Origin of the sequence: Rhodococcus maanshanensis NBRC 100610 (genome assembly GCF_001894865.1) — a bacterium.
GTDB classification, from domain to species: Bacteria; Actinomycetota; Actinomycetes; order Mycobacteriales; family Mycobacteriaceae; genus Rhodococcus_G; species Rhodococcus_G maanshanensis.
In genome coordinates this window covers 13,987-26,455 of the sequence record NZ_BCXA01000035.1, presented here as the reverse complement: position 1 = coordinate 26,455, position 12,469 = coordinate 13,987, and the positions used below count along the sequence as shown (strand labels likewise).

The window sequence follows — 12,469 nt, the reverse complement described above, 5'->3', positions numbered from 1 at the left end:
TGGGGAGCCTAACAATTGGACAGATGACCTGGACAGGGCAAGCTACCACTGACCGGGAACGGGGATGGCGCCGCGCACAGGGTGTGGCGATTCTGGATGGTGCCCGTTTCATCAGGAGGAACACCGCAATGAGCGCAGAGATCACAGCCGTCGCCGAGCAGGATGCTCTCTCGGCTCCCGACGCCGCCACACTGAGAAAGGTGATGGGGCACTTCTGCACCGGGGTCGCGGTGATCGCCGCCCACGACGGCGACCGCCCCCTCGGGTTCGCCTGCCAGTCGGTGGTGTCGGTGTCGCTGGATCCGCCGTACATCTCGTTCTGCCCCGCGAAGACCTCCACCAGCTGGCCGCTGCTGCGGGAGGCCGGCTCGCTGTGCATCAACATCCTCGCCCATGACCAGAAGGACGTGTGCTCGACCTTCGCGGTGAGCGGCGGCGACAAGTTCGCCCAGGTCGACTGGAGCCCGGCGGGTAACGGTGCGCCTGCGCTCGGCGGCGCGCTCGCCCGGATCGAGGCCACGGTCGAGCTCGAGCACGACGCAGGCGACCACACGATCGTGCTCGCCCGCATCACCGACCTGACCGCGGATGCGGACGGCAGGCCGCTGCTGTTCTTCAAGGGCGGGTTCGGCGGGTTCGCCGGCTAGAGCACTCACAGGACGACGCCCCTCGCCGACACCTCGGCGGGGGGCATCGTTTTGCGAGCTGCCTTGTTGCTCAGGACTTCTCGCGCATCGTCATCCCCTCGAGCGTGATGACGTACTCCGCGGACCGGTCGTCGAACCGCACGGTGTAGGTGGTCGGCGAGTAGCCGGACCGCGGATACGCCTTGGGCAGCTTGAGATCCTCCTGCAGGGTCGGCTTGGTGAGCAGCCACTCGCGGGTCATCATCGGCTCGATGAAGGTGAACTCGCCGTCCCATGAGCCGTTCAGCAGTACCTCGGTGAAATCGAAGGAGCCAGGGACAACGCGGTCGGCGCTGTCGTTCCAGTGCAGGCCCATCGACGGCACCGTGTTCGCGGCGGGCGGACCCGGTGGGGCCACATAGTCCTGCGGGATGTACTTCGGGTCCGGTAGCCGTGCCGCCTTGGTGGCGAAGTCCGGGGCGGTGGGGTCGATGGCGTGGACCTCCGCCATGTCGGTGAGGTAGAAGTGCATGTCGAAATGCGGTTTGCCCCAGAGGATCTGTGGGTCGTGCCCGTTGGGGTTCCAATCCAGCATGACGTGCTCGAAGACCGTCTCGGACGCCTCGTCCGGCAGGTCGAACATCAGCATCTGGGGCTTGGCATCGGGGCCGCCGGGCAGACCGTCGAGGGCCGTTTCCGTGATCCGGATGCCGATCTCGGTGGGCTTTCCGTCCGAATCCAGGCTGACGTAGGTCTTGGACGTGCCGTCTCCGAGGTCCTGCGAGGGGCCGAAGAAGGTGCCGCTGCGGTCGTCGGCCCCGACGGCGGCGCCGCATCCGGCCAGGGTGACGGCAGCGCACGCGGCCAGTGCCAGCCGCGCCGCTCGTTTCGCGGGTCGCGCGGCCAGGTCGGCGGCGGTCGTGGGTTGGGTGCAGAGTTCGGTGTTCGGCATCTGCCGAGCGTCCCGGTTGCGCCGGACGGAGAACATCCCAGATCGCTGGGATCCTGTCTCCCCAGCAATCGGGGATGCCTGCCGCAGGTAGGGCGACGCACGGTTCACCCGACCCCGCGATGCTCCGCCCGCCGCTGTAGGGCCAACTCGCGCAGGGCCAGCCGGGACGGCTTCCCGGCGGCGATCCGTGGCATCTCGCTGAGCAAGATCACCTCGGAGGGGACCTTGTAGCCGGCGAGCGCACCGCGACAGTGCTCGACCAGCTGCTGGCCGGTCACGCTGTGGCCCTGGCGTGGGACCGCGTACGCGATCCCGCGCTCCCCCAGCCGGTCGTCGGGTACCCCGACGACCGCGACCTCGCCGACCGCCGGGTGCCGGCTCAGCACCTGCTCCACCTCGGAGGGATACACGTTGAAGCCGCCGACGATGAACATCTCGCCGATCCGGTCGATGATCCGCAGTTCCCCGGCCTCGAGCACCCCGACGTCGCCGGTGTGTAGCCAGCCGTCGCCGTCGAGTGCCGTCGCGGTGGCCGCCTCGTCCTCGAAATAGCCCGACATCACGTTGTATCCACGGACCAGGACCTCGCCGGCGGTGCCCTCGGGAACGGCGTTCCCTTCGGTGTCGACCACGCGCAGCTCCACCCCGGGCAGCGGCGGCGCGGCGAGCGAGACGGTCTGCGACTCGGGGTATCTCGCGGTGACGGTGCCGCTGGCCTCGGTTAGCCCGTAGCCGGTGACGATCAGTGGGATGCCGAGCACAAGGCGGATGCGGTCGAGCAGCGGGGCGGCCACCGTCGTCGCGCCGGTGACCGCGAGCCGCGGGGTGTGCGCCTGTGGCTGCCGCTCCGCGGGTGACGCGGCGATCAGGTCGGTGAACAGTGTTGGCGGACCGGACAACACGGTGATCCGTTCGGTCGTGATCCGGGTGAGCGCGGTGACCGGGTCGAACACGTCCACAGCGACGTAGCAGCCGCCCGCGGCCAGCGCCGCCAGCAGGCCGGCGTTGAGGCCGAACGAATGCGACAACGGGGTCACCCCCAGGATCCGGTCGCAGCGGCCGATCCCCAGCCGCTCGGACAGGGACCGATACACGCGAACGAGTTGCCCGTGCCGGAGCACAACGCCCTTGGCCCGACCGGTCGAACCGGACGTCGACATGATGTACGCGACGTCGTCGGTGCCGGGCGGAGCCACCCGGCGGGGTGCCCGCAGGTCGACGGGACGTGGCGTGGTCGCGCGCCGGAGGAGCTGCGCCCAGCTGGTGATGTGCAGGTCCGGTTCGCGGTGGAAGTCGATGATCTGTTCCAGATCCGGGAGGCCGAGGACCGGGCGATCCGGGCCGGATTCTCCCGCGGCCGCCCGGAGCATCGCGGCATAGCCGGTGCCGAGGAAGCCGTCGTCCACGAAGAGCATCCGGCTGCGGGTCGTGCGCAGCTGGTGCGCGGCCTCGGCCCCGCGTGCCCTGGTGTTGATCGGCACCACCACCGCGCCGACGGAGTGGGCACCCAGCGCGACCACCGCCCATCGTGCGGAGTTCGGCGCCCACAGGGCGATGCGGTCGCCGTGCCGGATCCCCGCGGCGGTCATCGCCGTCCCCGCCTGGGAGGCGGACGCCGCGAGCTGCTGGTAGCTGAGCCGCTCCCGTCCGTCCACGACGGCCTCACGGTCGGGGTGGCGCCGCGCGGACTCGCACAGTACCGCCCATATCGTGTCGGGGGTGATGTCGCCGACGGTCATAACCGAGGGACCGTACCGGACATCATCGCGCCTGTCGGAGGCGTCCCGCTGGCCGGGAAAGCGGGGGTCCGCCTGGGGGTGGTTGTGGCTACCGTCACACGTACACACCGTACCCATATGCCCGGGAGAGATCATGGCCTCAGCAGACGACATCCGTTCGACAGTGTCGAAGTACCTCGACGCGGTCGGAGGCGGAACGTCGGCCGACGTCGCCGCCCTGTACGCGGACGACGCCACCCTCGAGGACCCGGTGGGCACCGAACCGCTGGTCGGCCGCGAGGCCATCGAGAAGTTCTACAGCGCGCTCGACGCGGTGCAGGTCAAGACGGAGCTGCTCAACGTCCGGGTCGCGGGCGACACCGCGGCATTCCACTTCCGCGTGGTCACCGACACCGGCGAGCAGACCATCACCGTCGAGCCGATCGACGTCATGACCTTCGACGATCAGGCGCGGATCACCAGCATGCGTGCCGTCTGGTCGCAGGACGACATCAGCTTCAGCTGAGCATCACCAAGAGAGAGAACTATGCCTGCAAGCGAACAATCCTGGGACCACGAGGTCGACTTCGTCGTGGTCGGTAGCGGCTGCGGCGGTCTGACCGGCGCACTCGCCGCCGCCGACCGGGGCATGGACACCCTCGTCATCGAGAAGGCAGCCGTGTACGGCGGCACCACCGCCCTGTCCGGTGGCGGCATCTGGGTTCCCAACAACCCGCTGCTTGTCCGTGAGGGACTCGGCGACTCGCGCGCGGACGTGCGCACCTATCTCGACGCCGTCGTCGGCGACCGGGTGCCCTCGGAGAACCTCGACGCGTTCATCGACGAGGGTCCCCGCACTCTCGAGTTCCTGGAGACCTCGAGCAGGCACATGCGGTTCCAGTGGTGCACGGGCTACTCCGACTACCACCCCGAGCAGCCGGGTGGCCGCCCCAACGGCCGCACGATCGAGCCGCTCCCGGTGAACCTCAAGGAGCTCGGCGAGGACGAGGACCTGCTGCGTCCGGCCGCCTTGGCCACGCCCCCGGGGCTGTTCATCACCTCGAAGGACTTCGTGCAGCTGAACATGGTGACGCGGACCTGGAAGGCCAAGTGGACCGCGCTGCTCACCGGTCTCCGCGCGGTCAAGGCCATCGTGCTGCGCCGAAACATGGACACCCTCGGCCGCGCGCTCATCGCCCGGCTGCGGCTGGCGCTCAAGGACGCCGGCGTCCCGCTGTGGCTGAACACCGCGCTGCAGTCCCTTGTCACCGACGAGTCCGGTGCGGTGGTCGGCGTGGTCGCCGAGCGCAACGGCGCGCAGGTCCGGATTCGCGCCCGCCGCGGTGTGCTGCTCGCCAGCGGCGGCTTCGAGTACAACGAGGAGATGCGCAAGCGCTACCTGCGCGAGGGTGGCAAGGACAACTTCAGTGCCGCCGCAGTGGAGAACACAGGTGACGGCATCGTCGCGGGCGAGAAGCTCGGCGCCGCTGTGGATCTCATGGACGACGCCTGGTGGATGCCGTCCTTCCATCGCCCCGACGGCATCAACCAGGTGCTGGTCTCGGAGCGCTCGATCCCGCGCTCGATCATCATCGACCAGCACGGCAAGCGTTTCACGAACGAGGCGTCGCCGTACGTGACGTTCGTGCACGATCAGCTTGCCGGCGGGCACGAGCCCACCTGGTTCGTCTTCGACCACAAGGCGAAGGGCCGGTACCCGATCGGCGGCATCATGCCCGGCCAGAAGTTCCCGAAGGCCTGGCTCGAGAGCGGACTCATCCAGACCGCCGAGACCGTCGAGGAGCTCGCGGCGAAGATCGATGTCCCCGTCGCCGCGCTCGTCGAGACCGTCCAGCGGTACAACGGATTCGCTCGGGCCGGCCGGGACGAGGACTTCAACCGGGGCGCCAGTGCCTACGACAATTACTACGGCGACCCGACCCTGCCGCAGCCCACGCTCGACGTGCTGGACCAGGGTCCCTACTACGCCCTGCGCACGCGTGCCGGTGACCTCGGTACCAAGGGTGGACTGGTCTACAACGAGAAGGCCCAGGTGCTGCGAACCGATGGGGGCGTCATCGAGGGCCTCTACGCGACCGGCAACACGTCCGCCGCGGTGATGGGCAACGACTACGCCGGTGCAGGCGCGACCATCGGTCCGGCCATGGTATTCGGCTACATCGGCGCGCGGCACGCCGCCGGCGCCAACTAGGAGACGAGGCAACCATGCAGGAACTGAGCTGCACCAGCTGCGGGAACCGGGTGTTGGTGGAGAAGTACAGCCCCACCCACACCAGCATCCAGTGGCTGGCGGACGCGGAATCGTCCTGCCCCGAGTTCGCGCGGCAGGCCGCGCTCGGCGTGGACAGCAAGTGGATCCCCACCTGCACGTCACTGCGTGACTCCATCGACGAGGCGGCGGTGAAGGGTGTGCTCGAGACCGATTCGCCGCGCAGCTATCCGGTTCCCGGTCGCCTGACCTAGCCCTCAGTCGAGCGAAGGAAGGCCCCACCCTTGCAGGGTGGGGCCTTCCTTTGGTTTCGGAACACGGTGCACGCGTGGAGAAGTCACGGCACTCGGGCGCGACCTCCGACCGCGACAGAAACGGCTCAGCGGCCGCGCCGAGAGATTCTCGACGCAGCCGCTGAGCTCGCGGTCATGAGGGCTTCATGAAGGTTGCAGCCCTCCGGCTCGGGTGGCGAACTAGGACAGCGCGCCGCCGCCGACGAGCGCGGCCAGGCCGATCGCCGCACCGAGGCCGGCGAGGACGCCACCGACGCCTCCGATGAGCCCCGCAGCGGTGCCGAGCTGTCCGAGCTGTTCCTGTGAAGATCCCATGTGTTGCTCCTCGTGCGAAGGTTGTCACGTGTACAGGTTTCTGTGCACGGCTACTGCACGCGTGACGCTATCCACGCTCGATGGTCCGCGAAGCAACGTCGACCGCTGAGCGGAAAAACTCGGATGCCTCTGTTGTACAACAGGATCGGTCAGCTTGTTCAGTCTGCCGAGGCCGCCATCACGGTCTGGTGCATCTCGCCGATGGCCCGCGCGCAGTCGCCCAGCGTGTAGCCGAGCAGCTCGGTCCCGGCCGGTTCGTAGGAGATGACGTTGCCGCGGCCCTGCACGATGAAGCCGTCAGGCAGGAGTGGATGCTCCTCGTTCCGCTCCTCGATGGTGCGATTGCCTCCCGAGGCGTCGACGAGCATCTGGAAGTACTCCCGGAAGGTCAGATTCTGGTCGCCGATCAGGTAGGCCTTGCCGGACTCTGCTCGCTGCAGCGCGCCCGAGATCGCCTCTGCGAGTGAGCGCACGGACATGTAGTTCGTTCCACCCGCGGGCGCGAAGTCCGGAATGGCCGGCTCGTTGCCCGCGGCCCAGGAGAACATCCGCCGGTAGCGCTTGGCGGACGCGCCTGGGCTCACTCCGAGGATGTTCGGCGGGTTCAGGGTCGAGACGTTGAAGGAGTCGTCGGCCAGCGCGCGGGCGCCTTCGTCGGCCGCCTTCCTGGCCGCGACGTAGGGCAGCGTGTCCGCGAGGTCGGGACGCAGGTGGTGGTAGTAGCTGCCGATCTGAACGAACCGTGCGACACCGGCCTGCTTGGCCAGCGCCGCGAACCGGGGCACTCCCCCGGACTGCGTCTTCTCCCAGAACGCCGCCTCGTCGACACCACGGCCGATATGCCGGATGTCCTGTCCCGCAGCGAAGACGATGCCCTCGAAGGGTTCGAGTTGTGCGGCCGAGAACGTCTGCTCGGTGTAGTCACCGAGCAGCACGGGGAAGTCGCGTACCGGTGAGTCGTCGGTGAGCGGGTTGCGTGCCGCCACGGTGACATCGTTGCCCTGGTCGCGCAGATGGAGTGCGGTGCGGGCGCCGATCATGCCGGTGCCGCCGACGATCAGTGTCTTCACGGAAGTCCCTTTCAGGAGTAGTGATCAAGCAGTACGTGCGTCGCGCGGTCGGAGCCGAGTAAGCGACCCCCGCGAAGCTACGGAACAGCAGCCCGGGCGGAACCCCCCTCGTCCGGGCACCGGGAAAACTGGTTGCGGTCAGGCGAGCTGGATGAGCTCCAGGTACTCCTGCGACCAGTGGTCCTCCTGGCCGTCGGGCAGCAGGATGACCCGCTCCGGGTTCAGCGCCTCCGCGGCACCGGGATCGTGGGTGACCAGCACGACCGCACCCTTGTAGCTGCGCAGCGCGTCGAGGACCTGCTCGCGCGAGATCGGGTCCAGGTTGTTGGTCGGCTCGTCGAGCAGCAGCACGTTGGCCGCCGAGGACACCAGCCCGGCCAGCGCCAGACGCGTCTTCTCACCACCGGAGAGGGTGCCCGCCGGCTGCTCGAGCTGCGGGCCGGTGAACATGAACGCGCCCAGCAGCGACCGCAGCTCCTGCTCGCCGGTGTCCGGTGCGGCGTGCCGGATGTTCTCCCACACGGTCGCCTCGTCGTCGAGGGTGTCGTGCTCCTGCGCGAAGTAGCCGACCTTCATCCCGTGGCCGGGCACCAGCTCGCCCGCGTTGGCCTGCTCGGTGCCGGCCAGGATGCGCAGCAGCGTGGTCTTGCCCGCGCCGTTGAGGCCGAGCACGACGACGCGGCTGCCGCGGTCGATCGCCAGGTCGACGCCGGCGAAGATCTCCAGCGAGCCGTAGACCTTGGTGAGCTCCTTCGCCATCAGCGGGGTCTTGCCGCACGGCGCGGGTTCCGGGAACCGGATGTGCGCGACCTTGTCGGCGACCCGGACCTCATCGAGGTCATTGAGGAGCTTGTCGGCCCGCTTGGCCATGTTCTGCGCCGCGGTCGCCTTCGTCGCCTTCGCGCCGAGCTTGGCGGCCTGCGCGCGCAACGCGCCTGCCTTCTTCTCCGCGTTCGCCCGCTCACGGCGGCGACGCTGCTCGTCGGTGGCGCGGGCGTCGAGGTACTTCTTCCAGCCCATGTTGTAGATATCGGCCTCGCCGCGGACGGCGTCGAGGAACCACACCTTGTTCACGACGTCGGCGAGCAGGTCCACGTCGTGGCTGATCACGATCAGCCCGCCGTCGTGGTTCTGCAGGAACCCACGCAGCCAGGTGATCGAGTCGGCGTCGAGGTGGTTGGTTGGCTCGTCGAGCAGCAGGGTGGTGTCCGACTTCCCGCCGGATCCGTCGGACGCGGCGAACAGGATGCGGGCCAGCTCGACGCGGCGGCGCTGACCACCGGAGAGGGTGCGCAGCGGCTGGGCGAGGATCCGATCCGCCAACCCGAGGCTGCTGCAGATCCGGGCCGCCTCGCTCTCGGCGACGTAGCCGCCCGACGCCGAGAACCGGTCCTCGAGCTGCCCGTACTTGCGGATCGCCTTGTCGCGCTCGGCGTCGTCCACTGCCTCCGCCATGATCGCCTGCTGCTTCTCCATGCTGCGGAGGATCTCGTCGAGGCCGCGGGCGGAGAGCACCCGATCCTTGGCGAGGACGTCGAGGTTGCCCTCCTTCGGGTCCTGCGGCAGGTAGCCCAGGTCCCCGCTGCGGATCACCGACCCGGCGTAGGGCTCACCCTCCCCCGCGAGGATGCGCAGCGTGGTGGTCTTGCCCGCACCGTTGCGGCCGACCAGACCGATCCGGTCGCCTGCCTGGACCCGCAGGGCCGGGCCCGGCGCGGAGAGCAGGGTCCGCACACCGGCACGAACTTCGAGGTCAGTAGCGGTAATCAATGAAATCTCCTGAAAGAAAACGAATGTGCCCCGGCGCACGCAGCACACGACCTCGAGGGCGGGCATCGCGGTCCGTCCTGAAGCTGTGCTGAAGTCGATGTTCGAGGTGTGAACCAGGGAAGGCTGCACACGAGCCGTTCGTCTCCGGAAGGCTCGTCGCGACGGTTACCGCCGATTCCACGTACCGTTTCTCGCCGGCCGGACGTGCGAATCGCGGCGTCGACCAGGGATGGGGTACGGCGGCGTTACAGGGCCGTTGAATGCATGCACCGTCGCGAACAGTGCTGAGAATGGGTTCTAGCGCTGCGTTCTCTGTACCCAGATCAGGCCGGTGAGAAGCCGGCCTCGGGTCTTCGCGGTGGAACGGACATGCATAGCCGGGCACTGTACGAGATGGCCCCGACCGTGTCAAAAGTGCGAGCAGGCACTGTGGGCGTGATCGACGACGTGTCGTGGGGCCGGGTTCACCGAGCGTCGGCGGCCACCCGGCGTCGAGGCACGGTCTGTTGCTCAGGATGCGGATGGGACCTCGGCCGGGTGTTCTCGGAGCCGACGTGGTGGTCGGTTTTGGGGCACATGTGATACGCCGACGCGTCGTTCGGTGGACGGCATTTGCAGTGCTGAGCGGGGGTGGTGATCCGGGAGCGGGCCGGTTTCGTCCGATTTTCGGGCGGGAGCGGCGGCAATCGTCCCACTGAACGGAATTGTGACTGGCCGCACTGGCGCCGACGACCTGTGATGTGGATTACACATTCGGTGCGAATTCGCCGGGTGCACAGCTCCACCCTCCTGTTGTCCGTGCCGTACACGTGCCGGATCGCACATCGAGGCCTGAAATCCATTGGGCCTGAGATTTATTGGTATCCCGGAAGGACCCCACCACGATGGTCACCACCCGCACAGGCGGCGAGATGTCGCAGCCCCCCGGCGCCCAGGGAAGTACGTCCGCACCCGAGAAGTGGACGCCCCGCCTGATCTTCTCGCTGGCCTCGATCGTGCTCGTGCTCGAGATGCTCGCGGTCAGCTACATGATGATCTCGATGGCCCTGCCGGCGATCGCCGCGCATTACCAGACCACGCAGGGTGCGTGGCTGCTCACGTCGTTCCTGCTGCTCGGCGCGGTCACCGCCCCGCTGATCGGCAAGCTGGCCGACATGTACGGCAAGCGCAAGATGCTGCTGGCGTGCATCGTCGGCGCCGCGCTCGGATCGTTCATCTCGGCGATCGCGGGGAGCTACAGCGTGCTCATCGCCGGACGCGCGCTGACCGGTCTGCTGGTGCCCTGCCTGTTCCTGAGCTACTCACTGATCCGTGACGTGTTCCCGGCCAAGACCATCGCGCTGGCCGTGAGCATCGCGACCAGCGGCATGGGTCTGATCGCGATCCCCGCCCCGTTCCTCACCGGCTGGCTGATCGACAACCACGGCTTCCGCAGCATCTTCTGGTTCTTCGTCATCGGTCTCGCGGTGCTCGCCGTGATGATCTTCGTCAGCACCTCCGAGTCCCAGGTCCGGCTGCGTTCGCGCCTCGACTTCCTCGGTGCGGCCCTGCTGGGCGCGGGCATCGCCGGCATCCTGATCGGCATCAGCTTCGGCCCGACCTGGGGCTGGAAGTCGGGCTCGACCCTGGCCTACCTGCTCGGTGGCGTCGCGCTGGTCGTGGCGTGGCTGGTCACCGCGGGCACCGTCAAGGAGCCGCTGATCGACCTGAAGGTGCTGAGCCGTCGTTCCGTCGCCTTCACCGCCACCGCGGCCGGCTTCATGTACGGCGTCAGCGGCCTGTACACCATGCTGCTGCCGATGCTGGCCATGACGCCGGCGATCATGGGCCTCGGCTACGGATTCGGCGTCGACGCCGAGGGCTTCGCGGTCTTCCAGGCGCCGATCGGTGCCCTCACCGTGATCGGCGGCCTCATCGTGGGCATGCTCGTCGGCCGCAACGTCAAGCCGCGGCTGCTGCTGGCGCTCGGCGCCGCCTCCGCCGCGCTCGGCTGCACCCTGACCGCCTACTCGCACGACACCAAGGGCCTGCTGATCGTCTTCGCCGGACTGGTCGGCCTCGGCATGGGCCTTGGCTACGCCTCGATCCCCAACCTGCTGATCGAGGCGGTCCCGCCGCAGCTGCAGGCGTCCACCGCGAGCATCGTCGGCGTGTTCCAGAGCGTGTTCCCGGCGGCCCTGCCGGTCATCGCGTTCACCGTGATGAACAACTCGCACATCGCGCCGATCCCGCTCGAGATGACGCAGGGCGTCGTGTTCTACACCGACAGCGGCTTCAAGGTCGCCTTCCTGATCGCGGCGGCCGCCTCGGTCGCGTGCCTCGCGGCGGCGCTGCTGCTGCCGAAGCGCATCGAGCAGGTGAAGGTCCCGGCGGCCCAGGCCTCCGGCGAGCCGGCGATGGCCACCGCCGACTGATCGCACTCACCAGCTGAAGGGCACCCCCGTCCGGTCGGAACCGGACGGGGGTGCCCTTCACCCGTTTCGGTGTCGGATTTGCCCACTGACCGGAACAGCATCTGGGTGTCCGGTGCCCGCAGTGGCAATGTGACGGTGAACACTGGCGGACCTATACCGCCTGTCGAGACGGAGGTAGGCGATGACATCGGACCTGAGCTACGAGGGCACTCTTCGGGAGATCTCCACGGAGTCGGGCGTCCTGCGTTACCACGAGGCCGGTGACGGGCCCCCGCTGCTGCTGCTGCACGGTTCGGGCCCCGGCGTCACCGGTTGGCGCAACTTCCGGGGCAACCTCGGTGTCTTCGCCGAGCACTTCCGCTGCCTCGTCCTCGAGTTCCCCGGCTTCGGGGTCAGCGACGACTTCGGTGGTCACCCGATGGTCACCGCCCTGGAGTCGGTCGTGAAGTTCGTCGACGCCCTCGGTCTCGACAGCGTCGACATCATCGGCAACTCGATGGGTGGCGGCGTCGCCATCAACTACGCCATCGCTCACCCCGAGAAGGTCCGCCGGCTGGTGACCATCGGAGGCATCGGCAAGAACATCTTCAGCCCCGGCCCCGGCGAGGGCATCAAGCTGCTCCAGGAGTTCACCGAGGCGCCGACCCGCGAGCGCCTCATCCAGTGGCTGCACTCGATGGTCTACGATCCGGCGATGGTGACCGAGGAGCTCATCGAGGAGCGCTGGACCCAGGCCACCGATCCGGAGACCCTCGACAGCGCCCGCCGGATGTACAGCAAGGTGGCCTTCTCGATGATGGTCAAGGCGATGGAGGCCTCCGACGCGCCGCCGCCGTGGGCGATGATGCACAAGGTGAAGGCGCCCACGCTGCTCACCTGGGGTCGCGACGACCGGGTCAGCCCGCTGGACATGGCGCTGATCCCGATGCGCACGATCCCCAACGCCGAACTGCACGTGTTCCCCAACTGCGGACACTGGGCGATGATCGAGCAGAAGGAAGCATTCGAGAGCGCCGTCCTCGCCTTCCTGCGCCGCAAGGACGCGGCCGGCCGGCCCTGATCGCCACCCGAAGCGCGCAGC

Annotated in this window: 11 protein-coding genes; 6 read left to right on the top strand and 5 right to left on the bottom strand. The window is 68.3% G+C overall.

Annotation, left to right across the window (positions count from 1 at the left end):
- Window positions 1–128: 128 nt before the first annotated feature.
- Entirely contained in the window at window positions 129–647 is a 519-nt protein-coding gene (locus tag RM1_RS17575) for a flavin reductase family protein (RefSeq protein ID WP_072753024.1), read from the top strand.
- A 70-nt stretch (window positions 648–717) separates the two neighbouring features.
- Here the strand turns inward: RM1_RS17575 and RM1_RS17570 are convergent, their stop codons facing one another.
- Window positions 718–1,578, bottom strand: a complete 861-nt coding sequence (locus tag RM1_RS17570) for a DUF5602 domain-containing protein (protein WP_169922342.1) — start codon at window positions 1,576–1,578, stop codon at window positions 718–720.
- Between the two features lie 104 nt (window positions 1,579–1,682).
- Entirely contained in the window at window positions 1,683–3,317 is a 1,635-nt protein-coding gene (locus RM1_RS17565; protein ID WP_072753023.1) for an AMP-binding protein, read from the bottom strand.
- Between the two features lie 133 nt (window positions 3,318–3,450).
- On the opposite strand from RM1_RS17565, the gene RM1_RS17560 reads away from it, so the two are divergent.
- Genes RM1_RS17560 through RM1_RS17550 form a run of 3 tightly spaced genes read left to right on the top strand, consistent with a single transcriptional unit; the run spans window position 3,451 to window position 5,780 of the window.
- Complete coding sequence (locus RM1_RS17560; protein ID WP_072753022.1) at window positions 3,451–3,822, top strand: nuclear transport factor 2 family protein; 372 nt, start codon at window positions 3,451–3,453, stop codon at window positions 3,820–3,822.
- A gap of 21 nt (window positions 3,823–3,843) precedes the next feature.
- Complete coding sequence (locus RM1_RS17555) at window positions 3,844–5,508, top strand: FAD-binding protein (RefSeq protein WP_072753021.1); 1,665 nt, start codon at window positions 3,844–3,846, stop codon at window positions 5,506–5,508.
- Window positions 5,509–5,522: 14 nt separating this feature from the next.
- Entirely contained in the window at window positions 5,523–5,780 is a 258-nt protein-coding gene (locus RM1_RS17550; protein WP_072753020.1) for a hypothetical protein, read from the top strand.
- A 219-nt stretch (window positions 5,781–5,999) separates the two neighbouring features.
- Here the strand turns inward: RM1_RS17550 and RM1_RS27070 are convergent, their stop codons facing one another.
- From RM1_RS27070 to RM1_RS17540, 3 genes are all read right to left on the bottom strand, one after another.
- On the bottom strand, window positions 6,000–6,134 hold the full coding sequence (locus RM1_RS27070) for a hypothetical protein (RefSeq protein ID WP_269321359.1): 135 nt from the start codon (window positions 6,132–6,134) through the stop codon (window positions 6,000–6,002).
- A 158-nt stretch (window positions 6,135–6,292) separates the two neighbouring features.
- Window positions 6,293–7,204 (bottom strand): NAD-dependent epimerase/dehydratase family protein, encoded by a 912-nt coding sequence (locus tag RM1_RS17545; protein WP_072753019.1) that lies wholly within the window; start codon window positions 7,202–7,204, stop codon window positions 6,293–6,295.
- A 138-nt stretch (window positions 7,205–7,342) separates the two neighbouring features.
- A complete protein-coding gene (locus RM1_RS17540) occupies window positions 7,343–8,974 on the bottom strand; it encodes an ABC-F family ATP-binding cassette domain-containing protein (protein ID WP_072753063.1) in 1,632 nt (543 codons plus the stop codon).
- 911 nt (window positions 8,975–9,885) lie between these two features.
- On the opposite strand from RM1_RS17540, the gene RM1_RS17535 reads away from it, so the two are divergent.
- Both RM1_RS17535 and RM1_RS17530 read left to right on the top strand, forming a co-directional pair.
- A complete protein-coding gene (locus tag RM1_RS17535; RefSeq protein ID WP_245816427.1) occupies window positions 9,886–11,388 on the top strand; it encodes an MFS transporter in 1,503 nt (500 codons plus the stop codon).
- A 181-nt stretch (window positions 11,389–11,569) separates the two neighbouring features.
- Window positions 11,570–12,448, top strand: a complete 879-nt coding sequence (locus tag RM1_RS17530; protein WP_072753017.1) for an alpha/beta fold hydrolase — start codon at window positions 11,570–11,572, stop codon at window positions 12,446–12,448.
- The last annotated feature ends 21 nt before the right edge of the window (window positions 12,449–12,469 follow it).